The sequence below is a fragment of the Streptomyces sp. NPDC051218 genome (assembly GCF_044455475.1).
GTDB lineage: Bacteria > Actinomycetota > Actinomycetes > Streptomycetales > Streptomycetaceae > Streptomyces.
Genome location: NZ_JBITEU010000001.1, coordinates 1,220,077 through 1,246,438 on the forward strand (window position 1 = coordinate 1,220,077; position 26,362 = coordinate 1,246,438).

General features: G+C 69.1%; 23 protein-coding genes and 1 pseudogene. 9 read left to right on the forward strand and 15 right to left on the reverse strand.

From position 1 onward, the window contains the following. Positions 1–5: 5 nt before the first annotated feature. From ACIBCK_RS05490 to ACIBCK_RS05505, 4 genes are all read right to left on the reverse strand, one after another. Positions 6–1,130: a TIGR03364 family FAD-dependent oxidoreductase gene (locus ACIBCK_RS05490; protein ID WP_399386909.1), complete on the reverse strand. Its 1,125-nt coding sequence runs from the start codon at positions 1,128–1,130 to the stop codon at positions 6–8. A gap of 164 nt (positions 1,131–1,294) precedes the next feature. Next, entirely contained in the window at positions 1,295–2,053 is a 759-nt protein-coding gene (locus ACIBCK_RS05495; protein WP_399387272.1) for a GntR family transcriptional regulator, read from the reverse strand. A gap of 347 nt (positions 2,054–2,400) precedes the next feature. Continuing rightward, complete coding sequence (locus ACIBCK_RS05500) at positions 2,401–3,303, reverse strand: hypothetical protein (RefSeq protein ID WP_399386912.1); 903 nt, start codon at positions 3,301–3,303, stop codon at positions 2,401–2,403. Between the two features lie 604 nt (positions 3,304–3,907). Then, on the reverse strand, positions 3,908–5,122 hold the full coding sequence (locus tag ACIBCK_RS05505) for an ROK family protein (RefSeq protein WP_399386914.1): 1,215 nt from the start codon (positions 5,120–5,122) through the stop codon (positions 3,908–3,910). A gap of 65 nt (positions 5,123–5,187) precedes the next feature. Between ACIBCK_RS05505 and ACIBCK_RS05510 the strand changes: the two genes are divergently transcribed. Beyond that, the gene (locus ACIBCK_RS05510) at positions 5,188–6,312 is read left to right on the forward strand and encodes a Gfo/Idh/MocA family oxidoreductase (protein WP_399386915.1); all 1,125 of its coding nucleotides are present in this window, start codon (positions 5,188–5,190) and stop codon (positions 6,310–6,312) included. Next, positions 6,309–6,839, forward strand: a complete 531-nt coding sequence (locus tag ACIBCK_RS05515) for a heme-degrading domain-containing protein (RefSeq protein ID WP_399386916.1) — start codon at positions 6,309–6,311, stop codon at positions 6,837–6,839. The genes ACIBCK_RS05510 and ACIBCK_RS05515 overlap by 4 nt, the downstream gene beginning before the upstream one ends. 142 nt (positions 6,840–6,981) lie before the next feature. Here ACIBCK_RS05515 and ACIBCK_RS05520 read toward each other — a convergent pair whose 3' ends face one another. The 4 genes from ACIBCK_RS05520 to ACIBCK_RS05535 all read right to left on the reverse strand — a co-directional run bounded on the left by ACIBCK_RS05520 (position 6,982) and on the right by ACIBCK_RS05535 (position 10,298). Continuing rightward, on the reverse strand, positions 6,982–7,839 hold the full coding sequence (locus ACIBCK_RS05520) for a fumarylacetoacetate hydrolase family protein (protein ID WP_399386918.1): 858 nt from the start codon (positions 7,837–7,839) through the stop codon (positions 6,982–6,984). A 232-nt stretch (positions 7,840–8,071) separates the two neighbouring features. Then, entirely contained in the window at positions 8,072–8,854 is a 783-nt protein-coding gene (locus ACIBCK_RS05525; protein WP_399387273.1) for a YidC/Oxa1 family membrane protein insertase, read from the reverse strand. Between the two features lie 110 nt (positions 8,855–8,964). Next, positions 8,965–9,294: a DUF6412 domain-containing protein gene (locus tag ACIBCK_RS05530; RefSeq protein WP_399386920.1), complete on the reverse strand. Its 330-nt coding sequence runs from the start codon at positions 9,292–9,294 to the stop codon at positions 8,965–8,967. Between the two features lie 185 nt (positions 9,295–9,479). Next, positions 9,480–10,298, reverse strand: coding sequence for a class E sortase (locus ACIBCK_RS05535; RefSeq protein ID WP_399387275.1), 819 nt, complete (start codon positions 10,296–10,298; stop codon positions 9,480–9,482). Between the two features lie 126 nt (positions 10,299–10,424). Between ACIBCK_RS05535 and ACIBCK_RS05540 the strand changes: the two genes are divergently transcribed. Beyond that, positions 10,425–11,450, forward strand: a complete 1,026-nt coding sequence (locus ACIBCK_RS05540) for an SEC-C metal-binding domain-containing protein (protein ID WP_399386921.1) — start codon at positions 10,425–10,427, stop codon at positions 11,448–11,450. Positions 11,451–11,559: 109 nt separating this feature from the next. After that, positions 11,560–13,782, forward strand: a pseudogene (locus tag ACIBCK_RS05545) (DUF3427 domain-containing protein); the annotation flags it as partial. Between the two features lie 23 nt (positions 13,783–13,805). Here ACIBCK_RS05545 and ACIBCK_RS05550 read toward each other — a convergent pair. Continuing rightward, positions 13,806–14,348, reverse strand: a complete 543-nt coding sequence (locus ACIBCK_RS05550; protein ID WP_399386922.1) for an ATP-binding protein — start codon at positions 14,346–14,348, stop codon at positions 13,806–13,808. 299 nt (positions 14,349–14,647) lie between these two features. Between ACIBCK_RS05550 and ACIBCK_RS05555 the strand changes: the two genes are divergently transcribed. From ACIBCK_RS05555 to ACIBCK_RS05565, 3 genes are all read left to right on the forward strand, one after another. Next, the gene (locus ACIBCK_RS05555; protein WP_399386924.1) at positions 14,648–15,496 is read left to right on the forward strand and encodes a helix-turn-helix domain-containing protein; all 849 of its coding nucleotides are present in this window, start codon (positions 14,648–14,650) and stop codon (positions 15,494–15,496) included. Beyond that, complete coding sequence (locus ACIBCK_RS05560; protein WP_367042294.1) at positions 15,493–15,690, forward strand: DUF397 domain-containing protein; 198 nt, start codon at positions 15,493–15,495, stop codon at positions 15,688–15,690. Before ACIBCK_RS05555 ends, ACIBCK_RS05560 begins: the two co-directional genes overlap by 4 nt. Positions 15,691–16,373: 683 nt before the next feature. Then, positions 16,374–17,432, forward strand: a complete 1,059-nt coding sequence (locus ACIBCK_RS05565; RefSeq protein ID WP_399386925.1) for a hypothetical protein — start codon at positions 16,374–16,376, stop codon at positions 17,430–17,432. 311 nt (positions 17,433–17,743) lie between these two features. On the opposite strand, the gene ACIBCK_RS05570 is transcribed toward ACIBCK_RS05565, so the two are convergent. Together ACIBCK_RS05570 and ACIBCK_RS05575 are read right to left on the reverse strand one after the other, a co-directional pair. Continuing rightward, positions 17,744–18,016 carry a hypothetical protein gene (locus ACIBCK_RS05570; RefSeq protein WP_399386927.1) on the reverse strand — a complete coding sequence of 91 codons (273 nt, stop codon included), beginning with the start codon at positions 18,014–18,016 and terminating at the stop codon, positions 17,744–17,746. Between the two features lie 255 nt (positions 18,017–18,271). Further along, positions 18,272–19,534 carry an FAD-dependent oxidoreductase gene (locus ACIBCK_RS05575; RefSeq protein ID WP_399386929.1) on the reverse strand — a complete coding sequence of 421 codons (1,263 nt, stop codon included), beginning with the start codon at positions 19,532–19,534 and terminating at the stop codon, positions 18,272–18,274. A gap of 219 nt (positions 19,535–19,753) precedes the next feature. Between ACIBCK_RS05575 and ACIBCK_RS05580 the strand changes: the two genes are divergently transcribed. Beyond that, positions 19,754–20,080, forward strand: coding sequence for a hypothetical protein (locus ACIBCK_RS05580; protein WP_399387276.1), 327 nt, complete (start codon positions 19,754–19,756; stop codon positions 20,078–20,080). A 63-nt stretch (positions 20,081–20,143) separates the two neighbouring features. On the opposite strand, the gene ACIBCK_RS05585 is transcribed toward ACIBCK_RS05580, so the two are convergent. Then, the gene (locus tag ACIBCK_RS05585; protein WP_399386931.1) at positions 20,144–20,617 is read right to left on the reverse strand and encodes a hypothetical protein; all 474 of its coding nucleotides are present in this window, start codon (positions 20,615–20,617) and stop codon (positions 20,144–20,146) included. 169 nt (positions 20,618–20,786) lie between these two features. Beyond that, positions 20,787–22,028, reverse strand: a complete 1,242-nt coding sequence (locus ACIBCK_RS05590; RefSeq protein WP_399386933.1) for a cytochrome P450 — start codon at positions 22,026–22,028, stop codon at positions 20,787–20,789. Between the two features lie 263 nt (positions 22,029–22,291). On the opposite strand from ACIBCK_RS05590, the gene ACIBCK_RS05595 reads away from it, so the two are divergent. Beyond that, positions 22,292–23,224 (forward strand): GlxA family transcriptional regulator, encoded by a 933-nt coding sequence (locus ACIBCK_RS05595; RefSeq protein ID WP_399387278.1) that lies wholly within the window; start codon positions 22,292–22,294, stop codon positions 23,222–23,224. A 110-nt stretch (positions 23,225–23,334) separates the two neighbouring features. Here the strand turns inward: ACIBCK_RS05595 and ACIBCK_RS05600 are convergent, their stop codons facing one another. After that, positions 23,335–24,792, reverse strand: coding sequence for an MFS transporter (locus ACIBCK_RS05600; protein WP_399386934.1), 1,458 nt, complete (start codon positions 24,790–24,792; stop codon positions 23,335–23,337). Between the two features lie 99 nt (positions 24,793–24,891). Next, positions 24,892–26,103: a DUF445 domain-containing protein gene (locus tag ACIBCK_RS05605; protein ID WP_399387279.1), complete on the reverse strand. Its 1,212-nt coding sequence runs from the start codon at positions 26,101–26,103 to the stop codon at positions 24,892–24,894. Between the last annotated feature and the right edge of the window lie 259 nt (positions 26,104–26,362).

Below are 26,362 nucleotides of genomic sequence, written 5' to 3' on the forward strand. Positions count from 1 at the left end.
TCCACTCACCATCCCAACTCGTCGGCGGTCTTCTCCGCGATCGCGGGCGAACACGTCATGCCGCGCCCGCCGGGCCCGGTGACCAGCCACACGCCCTCACGGACCTGCTGCCGGTGCACGACGCGGGCCGTGTCGACGCACTGGGCGTACACGCCGGCCCAGCGCCTTTTGATCTTCGGCAACGGGCGGCCCAGGAAGCCCTCGACGACCTCGGTCAGGTGGTCGTAGGGGTCTTCGAGGGTGTCGAAGGCGAAGGGGTGCTCGTACTCGTGGGTGTCGCCGATGGTCAGGCCGCCGTCCTTGCGCTGCACCATCAGGAGCTGCATCTTGTGCTCGGCGGCGGTGGGCGTCTGCGCCTGCCCGGCATTGAGCGCGTCGAGGGCGTCGGACTTGTACGCCGGGTAGTAGCGGAAGCTGTCGGAGTCGGCGACGGAGGTGGTGAGCTCCTCACCGAGGGCTTCCGTCTGCATCATCTGCAGCCGTACGCGCCGCACGGGCAGGTCGGGCCCGGCCAGCTCCCGCACGAGACCGCCGAGCCAGGCGCCGGTGGCGAGCACGACGACATCACCGGTGTGTACGTCACCGTGGTCGTCCCGCACCGCGTTCTCGCCGACGACTTCGCGGACCTCGCGGCCGGGCAGGAAGGTGTAGCGGGGCGAGGCGCGAAGGGCCTCGCGCAGCCGGAGCTGAGCGGTCCGCGGCTCGACGGCCGCGTCCCGCTCGCACCACAGCCCTGCGATGAAGTCGCCCCGCAGCGCCGGGTTGAGGGCACGGGCCTCGTCGGCGTCGAGCAGCTTGTAGCCGCGGGCCGCCGCGTCGGGCCGGGTGAGCGCGGCCTCGGCGACCGCGCGCTCGCGTTCGTTGCGGACGAGGGTGAGGGAACCGTTGGCCCGGAAGCCGAGGCCCTCCACCCGCGCGCCTATCTCCTCCCACAGTTCACGGGCCCGCAGGGCGGTGTCCAGCTCCTCGCCCCCGGCGCGGCCGCTCACCCATATCTGCCCGAAGTTGCGCAGCGAGGCTCCTCGGGCCTCGCTCTCGCGCTCGATCTGTACGACCTCGTGGCCGCGTTCCACTGCGTGCCAGGCGTGCATGGTTCCCACCACGCCGGCTCCTACGACGATGACTCTCACGGCGGCAACGCTCCTGGGGACGAGTGACCCGCCGTGGTCCTGATGGCAACGGGACGGTGAACTGCCACCCAAGGTTGGACTAGACCCGTTATTGTTCCGTTACCATTCTTCCCGATCGCCGCACAGGGAAGGGGAGTTCAGGAGTTCGGGAGTTCGGCAGGAGGTCAACCGCCGCTGTTGCCCAGATGGGTGGAGAAGGAGAACCGGTCGCCGCGGTAGAGGGTGCGGACCCGCTCCAGGGGGTGGCCCGCGGTGTCCCGCGAGACGCGGTGTATCAGCAGCATGGGCAGCGCGGGAGGGGTGCCGATGAGCAGGGCCTCGCGGGGGGTGGCGAGGACGGTCTCGATGCGTTCGTCGGCGTCGCCGAAGGAGATGCCGAGCTGGTCGCGCAGGTAGGCGTAGAAGGAGGAATCGGGCTCGAACTCGCGATCGAGCGCGGGGACGCGGGCGACGGAGACGTACGTACTCTCCAGGCCCACCCGCTCGTCGTCGGCGAGCAGCACGCGCTCCATGTGCCACACGGGCTCTCCCTGCTCGACGCCGATCTCGGCGGCGAGGGCGGCCGGGGCGGGAAACCGATCGAGGGAGATGAGATTCCGCCCGGGGATGCGCCCCTGGCGCCGTACGCCTTCCGTGTAGCTCGCGAGGGCCAGCGGCTGCTCCAGCTTGGGCCCGGCGACGACGGTTCCGCGCCCTTGCCTCCGCAGCCGCCCTTCGAGCAACAGCTCACGCAGCGCCTGCCGCACGGTCTCCCGGGCCACCTCGTACCGCACGGCAAGATCCCGCTCGGTCGGCAGCGTCTGCCCGTCCCCCAACTCCTCAATGAGGTCGGCGATCCTGGCCTTCACCGCGTAGTACTTCGGGATGCGGCCGTGCTCGGGAATACCGGAGCGGATGGGGGCGCCGGGGGCCTGGGCGAGCAGGTGGGCGGGAGGGTGCGGGTGCGGAGGGTGAGGGGGGTGAGGGTGCGGGGGATTCGGGTTGTCCACCGGGGAATGTTCGCAGACCCACGTGAACAGGCAGGTGAACGCGGGGGGCTTCGTGGGTGGCGGCGCTTGATGGCTGGGGGGTGGGGGGCTGCGGGGTTGTGGGGCTGGGCTGTGGCTTTGTGGCGCTGCGGGGCGCGGCGTTGTGGGGCGCGGCGTTGTGGGGCGCGGCGTTGTGGGGCGCGGCGTTGTGGGGCTACGGCTGCGGATCTGCGGCTCTGCGGCTCACAAGCGGCGGGGCCCGGTCACGGGAGCCCAGCCCGCGGCTTCGTACGTGGCGCTGCTCAACGCCTGCGCGCTGCGGCTCGCAGGCGGCGGGTGCCGGCGACGAGGGCCCAGCCCGTGGCGAACAGCGCCGCGGCGACGGCGCTGACACCGAGGAGGGCGCGGGGGCCGGTGGCGGCGAGTTCATCGGCGTACGAGAAGCCGCCGGAGTCGCCGGAGTCGGAGAGCTCACGCCCGCCACTGCTCCCACCGTCGCGCCCTACGCCGGGGCTCGCTCCGGTGTCGGGGCCGACACCGCCGCCGTCCCGGCCCCCGTCGGGGCCCCCGACGTCCTCACCCTCACCCTCCACGGCCTCGGTGCTGATACCGAAGGGGTAGTCCTCGGACTCCCCCACCCAGTCGCCGTCGTCGGCACGGCGCTGGACGACGGCGGCGGAGATGACGGCCCGCTCGGAATGAGCCTCGGAGGTGAAGGAGAGCCGCACCTTGACGGTGAGGGTCCGCCCCGCCTCGACGGTGAAACCGGGGAACTCGTCGTCGAAGACGCCGACGTTCTCGTCCCGGTCGGTCCGCTCGAAGCGGACGGGCCGCCAGTTCGTGCCGTCGTGAAACTCCAACTGGACCTGGCGGGGCCGCAGCTCGCGCTCCTTGTCGACGATGACGACGACGGGGTGGATGTTCTCGCAGCTGCCGCGAGTGGTGTTGCCCAACTCGACGGACCAGGTCCGGAACCCACCCCCGGCTTCGTAGGCGGCGGGCCCACCCTTGATCCGGGTCCCGATGGGAAAGCCGCGGTCACCGCTGGGTTCGGAGCAGGTGGGGGGCTGAGCCGCGTGCGGCCGCTGCACGACCGCGGTTGCTGCCACGGCGTCGCTCGCCGGCAGCGCTCCCGCCGCCCCGATCGCCAGCGCGGCGGCGACAGCGGCGGTGATGCCGGAGGCGAGGGAGCGGCGGAGTCGCATGAGGGACCTTTGCTGAGCTCGGAGCGGGCGGGGCAGGGCACGGAGGCGGGGCTAGGCCCCTATGACACGGCTCATGGCCCGCGACCTTGCCACGTCCGATGCGGTCCTCCGGGGGCGCCACAACTTCGTACCGCCGACTGACCCGCGCAAGTTCCTCCTATCAGCCGACTTTCAGCTGATACGGGTTACGCCGGGCACAACCGGCGCCGACCGCGCCCCCGCGAGGACCACGGGGACCACGGGGACCAGCGAGGACCACGGGGACCACGGGGACCAGCGAGGCCTGCCCCCGGCCCCTCCGAAGCACCGCCGCGCAACACCACGCCCCGTAAGGGGCGCGGGGAACTGCGCGACCGGCCCCCACAAACCCGCAGCGAAGGGCCGGACCGCAGGACACCCCGCCCACCCCCCCCCGGCGCGTCAGCCCCTATAAGGGGCGCGGGGAACTGCGCGACCAGCCCCCACAAACCCGCACCGCCAAACCAAGCCAACAGCCCCGCCCCCCCCCCCCCCAACGCCGAAACGCCCCAACGCCCCCGGCAGACCACCACACACGCCCAGCGCAGCGCCCAGCGCAGCGCCCAGCGCAGCGCCCGCGCAGCGACTACCCCCGGCCCACCGAAAACGCCACATCCGCCCGCCCGAACAACGGCGCAAGGAGCAGTTGCGCGGCGCCCTCCGCGACGGCCCGCTCACCCCCGGCCGCGACGGCGACCGGAACCTCCGAGTTCCCGCCGCCCCGCCGGGTACGGGCGGTGACGACGGAGCTCACCCCTCGTACGAAGCGCTCCTCGTCCGCCAAAACCGCCCGGCCACCGAGCAGCACGAGGTCGATGTCGAGCAGGCTGACCAGATTCCCCGCCCCCGCCCCGAGCACCCGCGCCGCCTCGTCCAGATCACCCCGTGCGACCGCCGCGAGGCACAGCGCCTCGATGCAGCCGCGGGCACCGCACTCGCACTGCGGGCCGTCCAGCTGGATCACCTGGTGGCCGAACTCGCCCGCCCCGGTCCGCGCCCCGCGGTAAAGCCCCCCGCCGAGCACGAGGCCCGCGCCCAGACCCGTCCCGAGGTGCAGATACGCGAAGGACTCCGCCACCCCGCCCAGCGCGAGGCCCAGCGCCGCGGCGTTCGTGTCCTTGTCCACCACCACCGGCAGCCCGAGCCGCCCACCGAACGCGTCCCGCAGCGCGAAACCGTCCCACGCGGGAAAGCCGGTCACGCGGTGCAACACCCCGGAGGCGTGGTCGAGCGGGCCGGGCAGTGCGATGCCGACGCCGAGCAGTCCAGGTGCGGGCGGCCCTGGCGAAGCCGCCCCGCTCAACGCCAGACCCCGCACCACCTCCACCGCCACGTCCACCACCGCCTCCGCACCCGCGGCGAAATCCAGCGGCGCCCGGCGTTCCGCGACCACGTGGCCCATCAGGTCCACCAGGACTGCCGTCAGCTCGTCGCGGTCCAGGTGGAGGCCGATCGCGTGGCCCGCCTCCGGGACCAGGCGAAGCAGCGTCCGCGGCTTGCCCCCCGTGGACGCCCGCCGGCCCGCCTCCGCCGCAAGCCCCTCCGTACGCAGCCGCGCGGTGATCTTGCTGACGGCCTGCGGCGTGAGCCCCGTACGCTCGGCCAGTTCGAGGCGGCTTATCCCGCCGCCCCCCGCCGTGCGCAGCAGGTCGAGCACGAGGGCGGCGTTGTGCCCGCGCAGCGCCGGCAGGTTCACCCCGGCGCCCGTCCTGCCACCGTTGCCACCACTGCCGCCACTGCCGCCACTGCCGCCACTGCCACCGCTTCCCGTATCCGGCCTCGCCGCATCAGTGCTGTTCACACCCCCATTGTCGCCCGCGCTTGCGCTTTGGCAACACCGTTGCTTAAGTGGAACGCATGACTGGTATGACAGGTATGACTGGTACAGGCTCGGCTGGCTCAGGCTCAGGCTCAGGCTCCGACACCCCTCTACGCGTCGCCCTCATCGGATACGGCCTCGCCGGCTCCGTCTTCCACGCCCCGCTGATCGCCGCCACCGAGGGCCTCGTCCTCGACACGGTCGTCACGTCGAACCCCGAGCGGCAGGCCCAGGCCCGCGCCGAGTTCGGCGACGGGCTGAGCTTCGCCGCGTCGGCCGACGACCTCTGGTCCCGCGCGGACGAGCTCGACCTGGTGGTGATCGCGTCCCCGAACAAGACGCACGTCGCGCTCGCGACCGCCGCCCTCAAGGCGGGCCTCCCGGTCGTCGTGGACAAGCCGATCGCGGGCACGGCCGCCGAGGCCCGCGAGCTCGCGGCACTCGCCGACGACCGCGGCCTGCTCCTCTCCGTCTTCCAGAACCGCCGCTGGGACAACGACTTCCGTACGCTCCAGAAGCTCATCGCCGACGGCGAGCTCGGCGACATCTACCGCTTCGAGTCCCGCTTCGAGCGCTGGCGCCCGCAGCCCAAGGGCGGCTGGCGCGAGTCCGGGGACCCGGAAGAGATCGGCGGCCTGCTGTACGACCTCGGGTCCCACGTCGTCGACCAGGCACTCGTACTCTTCGGCCCCGCCCGTTCCGTGTACGCCGAGTCCGACGTCCGCCGTCCCGGCGCCGAGGCCGACGACGACACGTTCATCGCGATCACGCACGAGAACGGCGTCCGCTCCCACCTGTACGTGAGCGCCACCACCGCCCAACTCGGCCCGCGCTTCCGCGCGTTGGGCTCGTCGGCGGGCTATGTGAAGTACGGCCTCGACCCGCAGGAAGCCGCCCTGCGCGACGGCAAGCGGCCCACGGGCGAGGGAAGTTGGGGCGAGGAGCCCGAGTCCATGTGGGGCCGGGTCGGCTCCGGCGAGTCCCCGCTGACCGGCGGCGGCACCCCGGTCAGCACACTGCCGGGCGACTACCCCGCCTACTACGCGGCCGTGGCCGCGGCACTCCGGGGCACGCGCGACAACCCGGTCTCCGCGCACGAGGCCGCATCGGCCCTCGACGTCCTCGAGGCCGCACGCCGCTCGGCCCGCGACGGTGTGACGGTGGTCGTATGACGACGCCCGCCACACCGCCCCCCGCCGGACAGACGCCCGCCACACCGAAGCCCGCCGCCTCGCCGACGGCACCCACGGTGGAAGAACTGGAGACCCAGGAACTCCGCCTGGTCCTGCCCCACTTCACGTACGAGGACGCCTGGGCGCTCGGCACGCTCCTGGTCGACCTGGCCCGCGAACGCCAGGCCCCGGTGGCCATCGACATCACCCGGGGCGGCCAGCAGCTCTTCCACGCGGCGCTGCCGGGATCGACCCCGGACAACGACGCCTGGATCGCCCGCAAGCGCCGCGTCGTCGAGCGCTACGGCTGCTCGTCGTTCCTGGTGGGCACGCGCTTCCGCGCCAAGGGGACGACGTTCGAGGAGTCGTCCCGACTGGACCCGGACGTGTACGCGGCGCACGGCGGCGCGTTCCCGATCGCGGTGCGGGGCGCGGGCGTCATCGGCACGGTGGTGGTCTCGGGCCTCCCGCAGGCGGCGGACCACGCACTGGTGGTGGAGGCACTGGAACGCTTCGCGCCCCGCTAGGGGCGCGGGGAACTGCGCGCTCGGCCGCGACGCACCCGCAGACGGCGCACGACGACGAAACCCCTCCGTCAGCACCGTCTGCGGGGCACTAAGCAGCCCATAGTCACGGCAAGTTACGCCCGCAGCACCCCGCTCAAGGCGCCTACGCCTGCTTGAGCTCCTGCCGCTGCCGCCCAAGCCCCGCGATCTCCAGCTCCACCACATCACCGGCCCGCAGATACGGCTTCGGCTCGGGCTGCCCCATGGCCACCCCCGCCGGCGTACCGGTGTTGATGACGTCACCCGGGTACAGGGTCATGAACTGGCTTACGTAGCGCACCACTTCGGCCACCGGGAAGATCTGCTGAGCCGTGGTCCCGTCCTGCTTCAGCTCGCCGTTGACCCAGAGCTTCAGGGACAGCGCCTGCGGGTCGGCGACCTCGTCCGCCGTCACCAGCCACGGACCCAGCGGGTTGAACGTCTCGCAGTTCTTGCCCTTGTCCCAGGTGCCACCGCGCTCGATCTGGAACTCGCGCTCCGAGACGTCGTGCGACACCGCGTATCCGGCGACGTGCGCGAGCGCCTGCTCGTGCGACTCCAGGTAGCGCGCGGTGCTCCCGATGACGATCGCGAGCTCGACCTCCCAGTCGGTCTTCTCCGACTTGCGCGGCACCAGGACCGTGTCGTGCGGGCCGACCACCGTGTCCGCCGCCTTGAAGAAGATGACGGGCTCGGCGGGCGTCGCCGCCCCGGTCTCCTGCGCGTGGTCGTGGTAGTTGAGCCCGATACACACGACCTTGCCGATCCGTCCCACCGGCGGCCCGACCCGCAGCCCCGCCGCGTCGAGCACGGGCAGCTCGCCCGCCTCGGCGGCGGACCGGATCCGGTCGAGGGCCGCCGTGTCGGCGAGCAGCGCCCCGTCGATGTCCGTGACGGTCCCTGAGAGGTCCCGCAGCGTGCCTTCGGCATCGAGCAGCGCCGGGCGCTCGGCCCCCGCCGTACCGACTCGCAGCAGCTTCATGGTCAATCTCCCTTTGGTCGAGCGCGCCCACTCACCTCCGGCGATCGCGTGGCCCGGATTGGGGCCTCCCCTGCTCGAACGGAGTTGAGAGCTTGGGGAAGGGTTGCGGCCATCGGAGGTTGGAAGATCCTCCAAGGTCGGTGTCCATCCCGCAAGACCCTGTTCACAGACCGGACCGTTACCCACCGGTAGCCACGCGGTCGAGCTGCGCCTGGCGCGCCGTTCGCTCCGGTCAGGCGGCGGTGGCCAACGCCCCGCTCGCCCCGTACGGCATGTCGCGATAGAGCACGGCGCGCTCGACGGCGCTCCAGGTCGTACTGGTGACCACGTACAGCGCGGCGGCGAGCGGCACGAAGGCGACGGTGAACAGCGTCATGTACGACATGAACGGCATGACCTTGGTGATCGCACCCATGCCCGGCACCTGCTGCCCCGCGTCTCCGGCCGGCGTGGCCCCGGCCGACGCGGCCGACGCGGCCATCTGCACCTTCGTACGCCGGAAGTTGAAGGTCGCGACGGCGGCGACGATCGCGAAGAGCGCGAGGTAGACGAGCCCCTGCGCTCCGAAGAGCCCACCCTCACCGAGCGCGTCGGCCCACCGCCCGCCGAGCGGCGCGTCGAACAGCTTGTGGCCGAGCAGCGCGTTGGCCTCCCCGCCGATGCTGGAGTTGGAGAACAGGTGGTAGAGCAGGAAGAACGCCGGAAGCTGGAACAGGCTGGGCAGGCACCCGGAGAGCGGCGAGACCTTCTCCGCCGCGTGCAGCTCAAGGACCGCCTTCTGCAACTTCTCGGGGTTCTTGGCGTGCTTCTTGCGCAGCTCGGCGATCTGCGGCGAGAGCTTGGCACGCGCCTTCTGACCGCGGGCCGAGGCCCGCGACAAGGGGTGGACGAGGAGTCGTACGCACGCGGTGAACAGGACGATGGCGGCGGCCATCGCGGAAGCGTGGAAGAGCGGTTCGAGCAGGTCGGCGAGGGAACCGACCAGATCAGCGAACAGGGACATGAAACTGGACAGGAAGCCGGACATGGAGAAGCCCTCCGGGGGTCTCGTCGTGCCGAGGAAAAGGGGCGGTGCTCTTTTCGGCGTGACGGCCCACGAAGGGGGCTTCGGGTGTGCGGTGCTCCCTACGCGGCCGTCATGACGGGACGGCCCGGCGCTCGGGGCCGCCTGCGCCCGGCGGCGTCGGGATCGCGCTGCGGCAGGAAGGCCGTGCGCTTCTCGCGGTCGCGCATGGCTGTACGCACCCGGGTGCGGGGCACAGCGGGAGCGCAGCGCGCGGCGATGAGGGAGCAGACGGCGAGCGCGGAGCCCGCGGCGGCGGTCGCGGCGAGCGCGACGGCAGCGGTGAGGCTGCTCGCGTCGAGGAGGACGACCTCGACGAGGAGGAAGAGGAGGAGCCCGGTGGGCCGGAGGGCGGCTTTCCAGCTGCGGATGAGGTTCGTGGCGTCCTGCATCGCTCTCGCCCCCTCTCCTTGATCCTCAAGATCCCTCGTTACTAGGTATTGCCCGTTATACAGGATCGGCGTTGGAGGCCGGAAGGAGAGCCCGGAGGCTTCCGCGGTTCCGGGGCTTCGCGGCTTCGCGGCTCCGGTGCTCCGGTGCTCCGGTGCTCCGGTGCTCCGGTGCTCCGGGGAGCCCCCTAGCGCGGCCGCATGGACTGCAGCTTCCCCCACACGATGAGCCGGTACTTGGAGGTGTACTCGGGGGTGCAGGTGGTGAGGGTGATGTAGTACCCGGGAGAGCGGTAGCCGTGGCCCGACTTCACGTCACTGCGGGGCACGGGCCGGATGACGCCGCTGTCACGGGCGGAGGTCTGGCCCAAGGTCTTGTCCACGACGTACGTGTAGACGGCCCGCTCGGTCTCGACGACGAGCTCGTCCCCGTCCCCCAGCCGATTGATGCGACGGAAGGGCTCACCGTGGGTATTACGGTGCCCGGCGAGCGCGAAGTTCCCCCCTTGGCCGGGCTGGGCGGTGCGCGGATAGTGCCCGACGTACCCGTTGTTCAGCACACCGCTCTTGCTGACGCCCTCGGCGACGGGCACGCGTATCCCGATGCGGGGAATGCGGAGGACGGCGTAGGCCTGGTCCCAGTCGGGGGTGGGAGCGGCCCCTCCAGCACCCGCGCCGGCGGCCCGCGAGCGGGCCCCGCCCCCGGCGCCCGACGCGGCACCGGAGTCGGAACCGGAAGCCGAAGAGGAGGAAGAAGAGGAGGAGGAAGGGGAGGAAGAGGAGGAAGAGGAACTCGGACTGCTCCCCCACTCCCGCTCAAGGGCCTGGACCTGACGCTCGGCGCCTTCGCGGGCCTGGCGGTTGGTCCACCACAGCTGGTGGGCGACGAGGAGCAGCAGCACAAGCCCGCAGGTGACAGCAGCTTCGGCACACCCCCACACCCCCCGCAGGACGGCACCCCGGCCCTTCCTCCGCCCCTGCACCACCACAGGAACCCGCTCCCGCAAGGCCACCACCCCTCTCCCGGCCGCCCGCACGATAGAGCCAGGTCCGCCAAGTAGCCATGCATCCGCCATCCGGATCCGCACGGCAACCCTCCTGCAACGCCCCCACTCGGCAGTACGGTGTCCCGTATGCGCCCCGACACGCCTGCCGACCACATCGCCGAAGCCGAGCGCCTGGAGCGGACTGCCGGCTTGTACCCCGAGGACACCGAGCACCTGCTCGTCCAGGCCGCGGCCCACCTGGAGCTGGCGGGCGAGCGCGACCGCGCGACCACGCTCTACGACCGCCTGCTGGCCCCCGACGCCCCCCGCCCGGCGTCGGCGCCCACCCTCATCCGAGCCCTGAAGGCCTCGAACCTCTGGGAGTACGGCCACGAGGCGGAGGCAAGGGCAATCATCGACGGAGTCCGTGCGGCGGCCCCCCGCGACCCGGCACCGTGGGTGATCGTGGCGGAGTCGCTGGAGGCCCACGACGAGCTGACGCAAGCGCAGGAAACGTTCACCCAGGCCCTGGAACTCCTCCTGCCGCCCGGCGGCTCCGCGGGCGCCCCGTCCTACGACCAACGCCCGCTGCTGTTCGGCCGCCACCGGGTGCGCCGCTTGCTGGGCGCGGAGCACGACGCATGGGACGCCCTGGCGGACGAGGTCTCGTCGTCCCCCGTCCCCCTGGACGAACTGCACGACCCGAAGCGAATCTGGTCCCTGGGCTCGGACAACCCAGCGGAACTACGAGCGGAAATCTCCCGGATCCAGGCGGAGTTGGGCTCGTACAGAGAGGCGCTCTCCCGCCCGTTCCCGGTAGCGGTCCTGCACTGGCCGGCAACGGAACTGACGGAACTCCTGACGGCGTACCCGAGCCTGGAATCGGAATACCCGTCCCACGAGGCCCACTTGGCAACGATAGAGGAATCCCTAAGGGAACTCGCGACGTCCGGCACCCCAAACCTGGGCATCGTGACGGGCACGGTCCCGTCCTACGAGGCTTTCGCAGCCTCAGAGGGCACAGACCCGACGGACGTCTCCTTGCTACCGCAGTACGCCACGACGCTGGCGGCACGGGGGCGCGCTGCGGGGTGGCCGCCGGAGGCGGGGGCGGGGTGTTGGTGTGGGTCGGGGCGGGGTTATGGGGAATGCCACGGGGCGCCGCAAAGCTAGAGCGTCAGGTCGGTCGTAAGTAGGGCACTGGGAGCGGACGCGCTAGCCCCCTTCCAGGCTCCAGGTGGCCTGATCGCAATCATGAGTGACCGACCCGTCTACAGCCTCTGGAAGGTACGCCATTACTGTCTCTGGCCTGATAGTCACCGACTACCCGCATCAAAAGGACATGCTGGAGCGCTTGGAGGTCGAGCGCTCGGTTCGAAACCGCCACCGCAACCTTCTGGTCGCTGCGACTGGAACAGGCAAGACCGTGATGGCAGCCCTCGACTACAAGCATCTGCGCAACAAGGCAGGGAGCGACTTACGTCTCCTTTTTGTCGCGCATCGCAAGGAGATTCTGGACCAGTCTCTGCGCACATATCGAGGCGTGCTGGACGACGCGGACTTCGGTGAGCTCCTGTACAGCGGTGAGATTCCGCAAGATTGGACGCATGTATTCGCAAGTGTCCAGTCTCTCAACGCAAAGGCGCTAGAGAGGCTTGCCCGTGATCACTTCGATGTCATCGTCATCGATGAATTCCACCACGGCACTTCTCCCACATATCGAAAGATCATTGATCACTTCAGACCTGGCGAGCTACTCGGCCTGACTGCGACGCCCGAGCGCATGGACGGCAAGAACATTCAGGATGAGTTCTTTGACGGCCACATCTCTGCCGAGATGCGACTATGGGAGGCCCTGGAGAACGATTTGCTCAGCCCCTTCCATTACTTCGGTATCAGCGACGAGACGGATCTCAGGTCCGTGGAGTGGAAGCGCGGCGGTTACGACTCGGCTTCTCTTAGCAACGTCCTCACGGGGAGCGAAATACGCGCACGCCTCGTTGTGAAGTCCGTACGTGAGCGGGTCGCAGCCCCGAGCAAGATGCGCGCCCTTGGCTTCTGTGTCTCCGTCCACCATGCACACTTGATGGCCCGCCAGTTCTGTAAGTACGGGATTAGATCCGTGGCCCTCTCCGGCGAGACTTCAACGGACGTCCGGGAGCAAGCACTCACCGACCTCAAGGCTGGCAAGCTTCAGGCCATCTTCTCTGTCGACCTTTTCAACGAGGGCCTCGATGTCCCCGATGTCGATACGCTGCTTCTACTTCGCCCCACTGCGAGCGCCACACTCTTCCTCCAGCAGCTCGGTCGCGGTCTGCGCCGTACGGAGAACAAGGAATTCCTCACAGTTCTCGACTTCATCGGACAGCACCGTAAAGAGTTCCGTTTCGAGAACCAATTCCGAGCTCTGACGAATCTCACCAGGAAGCGTCTGCTCGACAACCTGAACAACGACTTCCCCCTGCTGCCTGCAAGCTGCCAGATCATCCTGGAAGCCAAGGCCAAGCAGACCATTATCGCGAACATCAAGGAACAGCTCAACGTCAACGTATCCGCGCTTGCCCGCGAGGTATCCGCGTATGCCGAGACCCGCCTAGCAACTTATCTAGAGGAGAGCGGGCGCGAACTGAAGGAGGTCTACCGTGGAGGCAATGGCAATTCATGGACGAACCTGCTGCGTCGCACCAGCCTGCTCACGGGCCCAGCCCCCGCAGGAGAGTCGGGACTACTCAAGCGCATCCCTTCCTTCCTCCACGTAGATGACCGGGAGCGCATCGAGGCTTACCAGCAACTCCTGGCCGACAACGCACCTCCATATGAGACCTTGACTCCGGTAGAGCAGGGCTATGCCCGCATGCTGTTCTTCAACATTTGGGACAAGGCGGGTGGTTACTCGACCTACCAGGAGGGGCTGAGTTCACTGCGCGGGCAAGGTGCGTTCCGCCATGAACTCCACCAGGTGCTCGACCACTGCCTAGCCACTGCAGATCATTTCCCTCTTCCCCTTGAAGGGGCACACTGCGATGTCCCGCTGAAGATCCACAGCTCCTATAACCGTTCCGAAGTCCTCGCCGCCCTCGGCGTGGCCCGGTTCGGCGGACAGATGCCAGGATCTTTTGCCCAAGGCGTAGTAGACGCGAAGTCGCTCGATACCGACGCCTTGCTCATCACGCTGGAGAAAGACGAGAAGGATTTCTCACCCACTATCCGATACAAGGACTACGCTCTGAGTCCCTCTATTTTCCATTGGGAGTCGCAGAGCACTACCGACGAAGACTCCGCAACAGGACGCCGATACCGCGAGCATGTGAGTCGCGGCAGCCACATCCTGCTCTTCGTTCGCCGATACAAGAACACAGACATCGGCGGCGCCGAGCCCTGGATGCTCCTGGGTCCCGCCCGCTATGTCTCCCACCAGGGCAGCAAGCCCATGGCAGTGAAGTGGGAGCTTGAGCAGGAGATGCCGGCCGACGTATGGACGTACTCGGCAGCTACCTGCAACTGAGCGGGCAGGGTGCGAACTTAGGGTCAAGTCTCTGCTCCAGACTCCGCCTCGACGTGCATCTGCGCCCGGTCCAACACCTCCTCAGGATCACAGCCGCGGGCCCGAAGCCAGTGAAGGAGGTCGGTGATCAGATCGATCGCCACCTCCTCCGCTACTGCTACGGCAAGACGCCCCGAGCCTGACACCCACCCCGGGCGTACGCCGCCGTAGAGCAGTAGGTGCTCTTCAGCCCGCATGACTCGCGGACCTCTGGCATCTCCGAGGGGCGCATCAAGATCTGTCGCCAACTCACACCACACCACCTTCGAGTCACCACAGAGCACCACGCCCCAGCGGTGATCGGAGACTGCATCGACGAGGGTCATCCCTCGCCCCGCCTCAGCATCAGATGCTGCGTCGATGAGCGTCGGAAGTGCTCGCGGATCCGGATCACGAACCTCGAGACGGAGATACGCATCTCTCATGACCACCGTGAGAGTGGCTGCCGTGCCGACGCCCACGTGGCGGATGACGTTTGATGCCAGTTCCGCGACGCAGGTCTGCGCTGGCTCGATCAGCTCCTGCAAGCCCCACAAGGGCAGCCGAAGCCTCAACGCACGCCGCAGTCCCGAAATTTCGCTGGGTTCAGCCAGGAAAGGTTGCACCCAAGGGCCCCGCCGGACACATTCGCTCGCGTAGATCATGGCCACCTACCTCCGTGCATCGCACCTCGCTGCGCTGCGTGACTGTCGATCACTCCTAGTGAGAGAGTCGCAGCGGGTTTCCCGTCATGCAACATGCACGGCGAGATTCCCCCTAAGGGGTGATTGGCCTTCCGCGCCGCTTCCGGTGAGATGGAAACTCCGCTACAGCAGGAGGAGTTGACATGGCCGGTTCCCCGACCGCTCGCCGTCGTCGATTGGCGATCGAGCTCAAGAAACTCCGCGAGGAGAACGGCTTCACCTGCAACCAGGTGGGCAATGAGCTTGACTGGAGCAGCTCCAAGGTCAACCGGATGGAGACTGGGCAAGGGCGCGTCCAACCATCCGACGTGGCTGCGCTGTGCCGCTTCTACGAAACCTCGGACGAGCTGCGCGATCTACTCAAGTCCTTGGCCAAAGAGTCGAAGACGAAGGGCTGGTGGCACGCGCACGGCGATGCCGTCCCCTCATGGTTCTCCGTGTACGTCGGCCTAGAGCAAGCCGCCTCCAGCTTGCGCAGCTACCAGGGCGAGTTCATCCCGGGCCTGCTCCAGACGCCCGGCTACGCCTTCGAACAATGCCGTGCCTGGGTCGACCACACTGCTGAAGGGATCCAGCGCATGGTCGACGTGCGGATGCGGCGACAAGATCTACTGGCAGGGGATGGCGCGCCTGACCTGTGGGCAGTTGTGCACCAGAGCACGCTGATGCACGTCGTTGGGAATCGACAGGTGATGTCCGCACAGCTCGAACGTATGCTGGAAATGGCGAAGTTGAGGAACGTGACGGTCCAAGTCTTGCCGTTCGATGCAGGCGCGTACCCCACAACCGGGCCGTTCACGATCCTTGGCTTCCCCGAGCAAGAGGACCCGGACGTGGTGTACCGGGAAGGGCTGACAGATTCCGTCTACCTCGAGCACCCCGCGGATGTGGACCTCTACGCGAAGGCATTCGACCACCTCAGGGCGCTTGCCTTGAGTCCACAGCGATCGACCTTGCTGATCAAAAAAGTTCTGGAGGAGCACTCCCGATGACGCTGGCCCTAAGTGTCCCGTGGCGCAGGAGCAGTTACAGCAACGGCATGGGGGGAGAGTGCGTTGAGGTCGCCGCGCGCCCTGCCGTCATTGCCGTGAGGGATTCCAAAGCCCCATCTGGGCCCCACATAACGATGGGCGCTCGCCCCTGGGCAGCCTTCCTGGACGCGGTGCACTCAGGGAACCTGAGTTAACTGGCTGGCTGGTGCGGGTCGCGGATGATCGCCCCCGCTCGGTCGAGGAACGCCGAGTGCGCATGCGTCATTTCGCGGTTGGCTCGATCCCAGTGAGCCCACGCCTGACTCTGGCTTCCAGTAGATGAAGCACCCACTCCTTGCGCCATTCTGAGCGCCTGGGTCGCCTCAAGGGTGCTCACCGTCAGTTCATGCGCCAGGCGAATCACCTCTTCGGGCCCCCACAGGGCGAGTTGCCTGGAACGCGACTGCATGGCCAGGGCTCTCTCAGCAAGCTCGTCTCGTGCTTCATCTGAAAGCCTCCCGCCCGCACGTATCCCGGGGGCCGCTCTTGCCAACGTGTCTTCGACTGCCGCTTGGGCGTCAAGCAGCTGCCCGTACGCCTGCTGTCGCTGGCTGCGCACCCACTGAAAGTGTTCGGCAGCAACCTGACCCTCCACCTGAAGGCGCGCTGCCTCTACTGCCTTGAATCCACCGATCTTTGCCCCACGCACAGCCCAGACTCCCCCAGCGAAGGCACCTGCAACAGCCCCCACAAGCCCTATACCGCCGGCCAGTACAGCAGCTATTCCCTGATCCATGCCCTCATCGACCTCTCGCCGCCAGACGTACCAAAGTGGAACACTGGGCCGCGAATTGACCTACATGTGTCCTCTTGGGACTCGCAGACTAGCCTCTACGCCATGACGACATCCGAGCCCGCCATCAAGCCCGGAGATGTCCGCACTCGAGCGGAAATCCGTCCAGTGTTAGGGGGAAGCCCGCAAGGCGGCATATGTCCGTCGGAGTCAAAGAAGACCGTCGTTCTCTTCTCAGACATCAACGCTGGTGAGCAGTACGGGTACCGCGACGGTTGGCTCGCCGAGGAAGACGACCTAGGCCCCATCTTCACGTACACGGGAGCGGGCACTCACGGGGATCAGACTTTTGGCGGCTTGTACGGCAAGGGCAACTCCGCTGTTCTCCAGCACACCGAGCACGGACGCACCCTTCACCTGTTCATAGCCGAGGGGAAGTCTCAAGGATCTGCTGCTCGCACGCACCGCTACGTCGGCCCCTTCAAAGTCGATGAGCGCGAGCCCTACTACTTGCGGCAGGCTCTCGGTGACGGTGAGGCAGCCCGAAGCGTCATCGTCTTTCGCTTGCGCCCCACTGACGAGGTGTATCGGTCCGACGCACATGTGCTTCCCCGAGCAAGACAGACAAAGCCCATCTTCGTACGGGCCAGGGAAGCAACGCGCCTAGCGAGGGCGCAGCGGAGGCAACGGAGACAGCAACGCAGCCTTACGCCCGAGGCCATGGTGGCGCAGCGCGGTGAGGAATTGCGCGAGAGCTACGAGGACAGACTGAGCGAAGCTGGCCACTCGGTCGGCCACCTGCAAGTAGAAATCAAGGACAAAACCGCCACTCTTCTCTCTGACCTCTACGACGAGAGCGACAACACCCTCTACGAGACAGCCGGTAGCACCTCTCGTGAAGCCATCCGGACTGCTCTGGCTCAACTCTTGGACATCAGTCGATATCTACGTTCGATGGAGCACAGCCAGCCACTCCGGCTCATGGTGCTGTCTCCTGAGTTGCCCGACACAGACATACGCGAGCTCCTCGAGGAGCATGACGTCGGGGTTATCTACCGGAACGAGACGGGAGGTTTCTCAGAGTTTCGGGGTGCGCCACGTCCTCCTGCGACCACTGGCAGAGTGACTGTCCCATGTCTCGAATGCCCAACCTTCAGTCGCTAGCGATCGCTGGAGCCCGTCCCTGCCGATCTCGTAGACCTTTTCGCTGGCTCCGGCGGGTTGGACATGGCCGCGACAGTCCTGGGCATCCCTAGACCCGCTGTTACGGTCCGACGGATCTACCCGAAGCGAAGGTCCTCACCGAGGGCCGACTGGTCCCCGCAGGCTCACGACACAGTCGCTGCCTGTGTCCCACACTGACATCATGCCGAGCCCACGTCCGCTCCCCTCATCCCCCACCGTTGTTTGAAACAGAAAGAGGGCCCGCTCCAGGCGGGCCCTCTTTCTTGGTTCTGCTTGGTGTTGCTGGAGGACTAGTCCTCGTGGTGGCCCGCGCCGTGGCCCGTGGCCTTGGTGATGCCTGCCATGCCGCCGACGTTCTCGTAGGTGAAGCCGGCCATCCAGCCGTTGTCGTCGCTGCTTTCGCCGTGGCCCGCGGCCCCGGTGATACCGGCGGGGCCGCCGACGTTCTCGTAGGCGAAGCCGGCACGCCAGCCCTGGTCGTCGTCGGCGAGGGCGGTGCCGCTGGCGCCCAGTACGGCGCCGGCGGTGAGGGCGGTGACGGCCAAGGCGGTACGAATACGCATGGGGTCCCTTTCAGGTACGGGGTCATGGGGTGGGGGATGTGTGCGGGGTTTTCCCTATTTCCTGATCGCACAGACCTGCCCCTCCGCAATTCACCCGGACAGTCGCCCGACCAGGCGCACCCTCACCCGGACAGGCCCGCGACCGGGCGGACCCTCACCCGGACAGGCGCGCGACCGGGCCGACCCTCACCCGGACAGGCGCCCGACCGCGCAGGTCCAGACAGGCGCCCCCGCGGACCCTGCGGAACCTGCCCCTTATCCGACCCTCTCTTCCCAGTCGATCCTGTGGTCGAACTGCCAGGTGCCCCATACCGCTCCCCCGGCCCCGCCCACCTTCGTCGCCACCGGCAGCAGTGCGTCCCGCAGGGCTCGGCTCACCGGGCCCGCCGGTTTTGGGGTGGCCGTGCGGGCTGCTGCTGACGTGGCCGTCGGGGTTGCCGTCGTGTGTTTCAGGATGCGGTCCACCCTGGGGCGGCGCAGGGACTCGTACGCCTTGAACGCCTTGCCCGGGGGCAAGTCCCGTAGGCAGCGGGCCAGTTCCACCGCGCTCTCCGACGCCAGCGACGCTCCCTGGCCCGACGTCGGCGGCGTCGCGTGCGCCGCGTCGCCGATCAGGGTCATGCGGCCTCGGCTCCACGTCTGGATCGGAGGCATCGTTTCTGTGGGGCCCGTGATCAGCAAGTCCTCCGCGGGCGTGTCCCGCACCAGGTCCGGCGCCGGAGTGCGGTCGCTCGCGAACGCCTCTCCCAGGCGCTTCAGCCACTCCCCCGCGCCCACCGCCTGCGCCTCCGCCGACGTCATCGGCTCGCGGTGCGGCAGGTTCGCGAACCAGGCCGCCGAGCCGTCGTCGAAGATCTGGTAGGCGAAGTACGCCCGCTTGCCGTAACACATGTACAACACCCCCGAAGTTGACGGGAGTTCCGTGCTCGGGACGCGTGCCGTGAAGGTCAGCGTTCCCGCGTAGTGCGGCTTCGGTGTCGTCGGGTCGATCAGTTTGCGCACCGTCGAGCGCAAGCCGTCCGCGCCGATCAGGATGTCCGCCCTCGCCAATGATCCGTCCGAGAGACGGGCCGTCACCCCGGCACCGGTGTCGGTCGCGTCCAGCAGGCGCTTGCCCCGGTGGACGGGGATCTCGCGGCGTGCCGTCTCCCTCGCGATCGCCTCGTACAGTTCCGTTCGCCAGACGAAGCGCGTGGCGGGGAGTTCCTCGGGCGGGGACAGCTGGGCCAGGTGTCTGCCCGTCCAGCTGCGCAGGCCCAGGGCGGTCACCGGCGTGCCGATCGCGCGCACCGTCTGCGCCGCGTCGATCGCCTCCAGCGCCTGCTGGCCGTTCGGCGCGATCGTCATCCCGCCGCCCCGGCCGGAGCCCCGGCCCTTGGGCACGGCGTCGTCGTACGCCTCGTACACACTCGCCTCGATGCCCGCCTTGTGCAGTGCCATCGCCGCCACCAGGCCTGCGATACCACCCCCGATGACCAGGGCGGTTCGGGTGCTGGAAGCAGGAGTTCGCGCGGTCATCTCTACTATCGGTCCCTCGTCGGTGCGCCTTCTATCGCGCCGCTCGGCCGCAGCGCGCACCCTCACCAACCTACGCGGGGCAGGCCCCCTCGCCGCAAGGCTTTCCTGGCGCGTTAGCCTCGGGCCTCGGATGCATTGAGGACGTATCGGCTCGAAGCGTGGCCGGAAGCGTCGGCCGAAAGCTGGGAAAGCGAGGCAGGCATGGCAGGCATGGCAGGCATGGCGAAGGTACCCGGAGCTGCAGTGGCCGCCGGTGGGCTCGTCGGGGGGTACGCCGTCGCGCGCTGGACCAAGAAGCGGCCCCTCGGTGGTGTCGTCCTCGCCGCCGCGGGGGCCGCTGCTGCGCAGCGGTGGCGGCAGAGCGCGGGCTCGAAGACCGCTGCCGCGCTCAGCGTCACGTACGTCGCCGCCTTCGCCGGGTCCCACCCCCTCGCCAAGAAGGTCGGGGCCTGGCCCGCCGTCTTCGGGGTCGCGGGGGGCGTGGGGCTCGCTTCGTGGGTTCTTGCCGACCGGAGGGGCCATCGGGCGTCCGCCGGTGCCGTTTGACGCCGGGGCGTCGGACTCCGTTGCGGCTGTGCTGTACGACCCCGGCGCTTCCGGACGCCAACGCTAACGACTGGCTTCCTCGCTAGCCCTGAACAAGCGCGCGAAGCCTGCCACCGCCAGCACCCCCGCCCCCATCACCAGCACGAAGAACCCCCACGCCAGCGGCCACACCGCCGCGTCCGGTGCCGGGTGGCTGTTGAAGGAGACGTACATCAGCGTCGCCGGCGGTCCCGCCACCAGGAGCAGTGCCCAGCCGAGGCGGTCGCGGTAGCCGAAGTAGGCAGCCAGGGACAGCATCGCGACCGTCAGGGCGGCGATGCCGAGCGCCGTCACCGGGGACGTCTCGTTGATCGCGCCCGGCGTTTCGGGGCGGTTGCGCAGGTCCCAGGGCAGGCAGAGGAGGTACGCCCCCACCGCGAGGCCCGCGCCCAGCGCGCGTGTCGTCCAGCGGCGCAGGGGCGGGTCTCCGGGCAGGGGTGTCAGCAGGTTTTGCTGCCACATCCGCGGGCTCATGCGCTGCCGGATTCGCGGGCTCATGCGCCGCCAGCTTCGCGGGCTCGTCCGCGGACTCATCCGCTGCCATATCCGCGGGCTCATGTGCATCGACTTTGCCGTCATGCGTACGACCTTGCCGACTTCCCCCGGGGGCGCGACAGAGTACGCGTACTCAGAACCGAGCCTCCTGCTGAAATGAACGCGCCCCCGTCTACCAACGCACCCGCACCTCCCGCAGGCTCCGCATGAGGGAGGTGCGCCACTGCGGTGTGCCCGCGCCGTCGAAGGCGAGGTCCGGCAAGCGGTCCAGCAGGATGCGCAGGGCCAGGGTCGCCTCCAGGCGGGCCAGCGGGGCGCCCAGGCAGTGGTGCAGGCCGTGCCCGAAGGCGAGGTGGGCGCGGGTCTCGGCCGGATCGCGGTGGATGTCGAAGCGGTCGGGGTCGGGGAAGCGCGCGGGGTCGCGGTTCGCGGCGGCGATGGAGAGCACGACCCTCGCTCCCGCCGGTATGTCGGCGCCGCCGAGAGTGAGGGGTTCGGCGGCGTAACGGTACGTGCCCGCCGGTACGGGTGACTCGAAGCGGAGTGTCTCCTCCACGGCGCCCTTCAGCAGCTCGGGGTCGGCGCGGAGTGCGGCGAGTTGCTCGGGGTGACCGAGCAGTAGGTGTACGGCGTTGGCGATGAGGTTGACCGTGGTCTCGTGCCCCGCGACGAGCAACAGGAAGGCCATGCCGAGCAGTTCCTCCGGGGTGAGACGGTCCACCCCGCTCCCCTCGCCGGCCTCGCCCTCGGCGCCCGCACCATCCCCGTCATGGGCGCGGACCAGAGCGTGCAGCAGATCGCTCTCCGCCGCGTCCCGCAGCTGCCGCTTCTCCTCCGCGAGCCCCGCGAGGTACGCGCCCATCTCCTGCGAGGCGCGCGCGGATTCCTCCGGTTCGTCGAGGGCGACGACCTTCGTGGACCACGCCCGGAAGGCGGGCCGGTCCAGGTCCGGCACACCTAGCAGCTCGCAGATGATGGTGAGCGGCAGCGGATAGGCGTAGGCGGCCACGAGGTCGGCTCGGCCGTCGGCGGCCACGGCGTCCAGGAGCGCGGCGGACGCCTCCTCGATGCGGGGCCGCAGTGCCTGGACGCGGCGGGCGGTGAACTCGCGGGCCACCAGCGTCCGCAGGCGGGTGTGGTCGGGCGGATCGACCTGGAGCATGTTGCGGCCCACGGCGTACAGGCCGTCGTCCTCGAAGTCGGCTGAGTGCCGTACGTCGTTGAGCAGCCTGGGGTCGGCGAACGCGGCGCGCACCTCCTCGCGTCCGACCACCAGCCACGACTCGTCCCCGGTGGGGAAACGCACGTGATGGACGGGTCCGCGCGAGCGCAGTGCCCGGAAGGCGGCGTAGGGGTCGGCGGTGAAGTCGTCGGTGAGGTCGTCGAGTCGGACGGTGGGGTGTTGCGTGCGCATGCGCGACTCCCTGACAGAAGCGGGCGGAAATGGGGATGGCTCCCCATTTCTATTCCAGGGGCGACCGTAGCATGAAGTGGGGACCAGCCCCCACTTATCGCCCCCGCTCCGTTGCGCACCGGTCACGGCGAGCCGGATGGAAGGATGCGGACATGAGCGGAGAGGGAGCCCAGGGGGCGGAGGAAGCCCGGAGGGCAGACCAAGCGCAGGACACGGAAGTTCCGCACCGCGTGGCGGTCCTCGTCAGGGACGGTGTCCTGCCGATGGAACTGGGCCTGATCCACCAGCTGTTCGGCAACGCACGCTCGCCGCGGGGCACGCGCCTCTACGAGCTGGCGACCTGTGCCCTGACCCCCGGCATGATCCGCACAGACGCGGACTTCCCCGTCTACGCCGAGCACGGCCCCGAAGCGGTGGCCGCCGCGGACACGGTGATCATCCCGGCGTCGCACGAGGAGGACGAGTCGCTGGGGCCGGTGCCGGGCGGGCTGTCACCTGCCTTGGCGGGGGCGCTGGAATCCGCATCCGGCGCCCGTATCGCCTCCATCTGCACCGGCGCCTTCGTCCTCGCGGCGGCGGGTCTCCTGGACGGCCGCAGGGCGACGACGCACTGGCTGTCGGCGGACCTCTTCGCCCGTAGGTTCCCTGCTGTGACGGTCGATCCGGACGTCCTGTACGTCGACGAGGGCCCGGTCCTCACCTCCGCGGGCGAGGCGGCCGGCATCGACCTCTGCCTGCACATGATCCGCGGTGACCACGGGGCGGCGGTGGCGGCCGACGTGGCCCGCCGCAATGTCGTACCCCCGCACCGCGAGGGCGGCCAGGCCCAGTACATCCGGCGCCCGGTGGCGGAGCCCGACCTCACGTCGACGGGCCGGGCAAGGGAGTGGGCCCAGGAGCGCCTGGCCGAACCTCTGACGCTGGCCGAGATGGCCGAGCGGGAGTCCATGAGCGTGCGCACCTTCAGCCGCCGCTTCCGCGAGGAGACGGGCCTTACGCCGATGCAGTGGCTGACCCAGCGCCGCGTGGACCGGGCCCGCGAACTCCTGGAGGAGACGGACCGCACGGTGGACCGCATCGCAGCGGAAGCGGGCTTCGGCACGGGAGCCTCACTGCGGCAGCACTTCCAGGCGGGACTCGGGGTGTCGCCGGGGGCGTACCGGATGACGTTCAGGGGGACGCGCGGTCCGACCTGAGGGGGCCGGGCTGACCGGACCGACAAGCCACCCGAGGAGGAGCCCAGGGCCCCCCGCCGAGGGAGGCCCCACTCAGGGAGACCCCCCGCCCAGGAAGGCCCCCGCCGCTCTCAGCCCGAAGCCTTCGCCTCCGACAGCGGCCTGGCGATGTCCTCCAGCGAACGTTGCTCCGCCTTGACCGCGAACACCGCCGCCACCAAACCGGCCGCGCACATCAGGCCCGCCCCGATCTGGAAGGCGAGGACCGTGTCGCCGACGACGCCCGACTCCGTCAGCTTGGCGAAGATCAGTGGGCCGCTGATGCCGCCGGCCGCCGTGCCGATGGCGTAGAAGAAGGCGATCGCCATGGCGCGGGTCTCCATGGGGAAGATCTCCGAGACCGTGAGATACGCGCTGCTCGCACCCGCCGACGCGAAGAACAGGACCACGCACCAGCAGGCGGTCAGCGTCGCCGCGCTCAGCGAGCCGCGGTCGAAGAGCCACGACGTGACGAAGAGCAGGATGCCCGAGACGATGTACGTCGACGAGATCATGATCCGGCGGCCGACCGTGTCGAAGAGCTTGCCGAGGAAGAGCGGGCCGAGGAAGTTGCCCGCGGCGATGACGGCGAAGTAGTAACCCGTGCTGCCCGAGGGGACGTCGAAGAACGTGGTGAGGATCGCGCCGAAGCCGAAGGTGATCGCGTTGTAGAGGAACGCCTGGCCGATGAAGAGGGACAGGCCGAGCACCGCCCGCTTGGGGTAGTCGCGGAAGACGGTCCTGGCGATGAGGCCGAAGCCGATGCTCTTGCGCTGGTGGATGGTGATCTCGCGCTCGGGCGGCGGCAGGCGTTCGCCCTTCTCCTCCTCGATCTCCCGCTCCACCGCCGTGACCAGGGCGTCCGCCTCCTCGCCGCGGCCGTGGATGAACTGCCAGCGCGGGCTCTCCGGGACGTGGCGGCGTACGAGGAGGATGACCAGGCCCAGGACGACGCCGAGGGCGAAGGTGAGCCGCCAGCCGATGTCCTTGGGGAAGATGCTGGTGTTCAGCATGACGACCGAGAGCAGCGAACCGCCGATCGCGCCCAGCCAGTAACTGCCGTTGATGATCAGGTCCACGCGCCCGCGGTACTTGGACGGGATCAGTTCGTCGATGGCCGAGTTGATGGCCGCGTACTCGCCGCCGATACCGAAGCCGGTGAGGAAGCGGAAGAGGAAGAACCACCAGGCGTCGAAGGAGAGCGCGGTGAGCGCGGTGGCCCCGAGATACACCGCGAGGGTGACCATGAAGAGCTTTTTCCGGCCGTACTTGTCGGTGAGGCGGCCGAAGAAGAGGGCGCCCACGCAGGCCCCCGCCACGTACAGGGCCGCCGCGGTGCCGGTGATCTGGGCCGAGCTGATCGCGAGGCCGCTGCCCTCCTCGGAGAGGCGGCTCGCGATGTTGCCGACGGTGGTGACTTCCAGACCGTCCAGGATCCAGACCGTCCCGAGGCCGATGACGATCATCCAGTGCCATCGGGACCAGGGAAGGCGGTCGAGACGGGCGGGCACGGCCGTGGTGACCGTGGCTTCGGTGCCGCTGGACGACATCGGGGCCTCCTTGCACCGAAGCGGGTGGACGGCCGTACGAGTGCCCCGCCGGGCGGCGCTTACGCCCCGCTCTCCCCGTTCACCTCGACCGTCGGCGGGTCATCCGCCCAGCGCATGCGACACCGTGTAGATCGCGAGGCCCGCCAGCGCTCCCACCACCGTGCCATTGATCCGGATGAACTGCAGGTCGCGGCCGATGTGGGCCTCGATCTTCTTCGAGGTGTGCTCGGCGTCCCAGCCCGCGACCGTGTCGGTGATCAGCGAGGTGATCTCGTCTCGGTACGTCGTCACCACGTACACCGCGGCGCCCTCGACCCAGCCGTCCACCTTCTGTTGAAGGCGGCCGTCCGTCGCCATCCGCGTGCCGAGGGAGAGCAGCGCGGCCCGCACCCGCAGGCGCAGTTCGCTGCGCTCGTCCTCGGCGGCGGCCACGATCATCTGGCGCACCGCCGACCAGGCGGAGGCGATCAGATCCTGCACCTCGCCGCGGCCGAGCACCTCACGCTTGAGGCGCTCCACGCGCTCGCGGGTGTCCGAGTCGGACTGGAGGTCGTTGGCGAAGTCGGCGAGGAAACGGTCGACGGCGCCACGGGCCGGGTGCTCGGGCATGTCGCGCATCTCGGTGAGGAAGCGCAGCAGTTCCTTGTAGACCCGCTCGCCGACCTTCTTGTCGACGAACCGCGGGGTCCAGCCGGGGGCGCCGCCCTGTACCGCGTCCATGACCGACTCGTCGTGCTCGACCAGCCAGTCGTGGGCGCGTACGCAGACCAGGTCGACGACCCGTTTGTGGCCGCCGTCCGCGACGACCTTCTCCAGCATCTTTCCGATACCCGGTGCGATCTCCTGGGCGTCGGCGCGGCGGGTGATGGCCTCGCCGACGACCGCCTGGACGTCCGAGTCGCGCAGGACCGTCAGGGCGCCGCGCAGGGCCGTGGCGAGCTCCGCCGTCACCCGATCGGCGTGTTCGGGGTCCGCGAGCCAGGTGCCGAGGCGGGAGCCGATGCCCACCGCGCGCAGCCGGCCCCGTACGACATCGGATGAGAGAAAGTTCTCACCGACGAAGTCGCCGAGGGAGGCGCCCAGTTGGTCCTTCTTGTTCGGGATGATCGCCGTGTGCGGGATGGGCAGGCCCAGGGGATGGCGGAAGAGCGCCGTGACCGCGAACCAGTCGGCGAGCGCGCCGACCATGCCGGCCTCGGCCGCAGCCGCGACATAGCCCGCCCAGGCGCCCGCGCCGGAGTTCTGGGCCCACTTGGCGAGTACGTAGACGACTGCGACGAACAGGAGGAGGCCCGTCGCGGTGATCTTCATCCGGCGGACGCCGCGCCGCTTCTCCTCGTCGGCGGGGCTGTACGTGAAGCCGCCGCCCGTACCGGAGGCGGACGTACCGGAGGCGGACGTGCCGGAGCCGGACGTGCCGGAAGGGGCGCCGCTTGAAGGGCGGAGCCCGTGGGCATGCTGCCCGGCAGAGTCCGCTTCAGCCGTGCCCTCCGGCCTTGATCGATTCGTGCGTTCCACTCACTCCACCTGACCCGTTCGCGTGGTTCGCGGCGCCCTCATCCGTATTGTC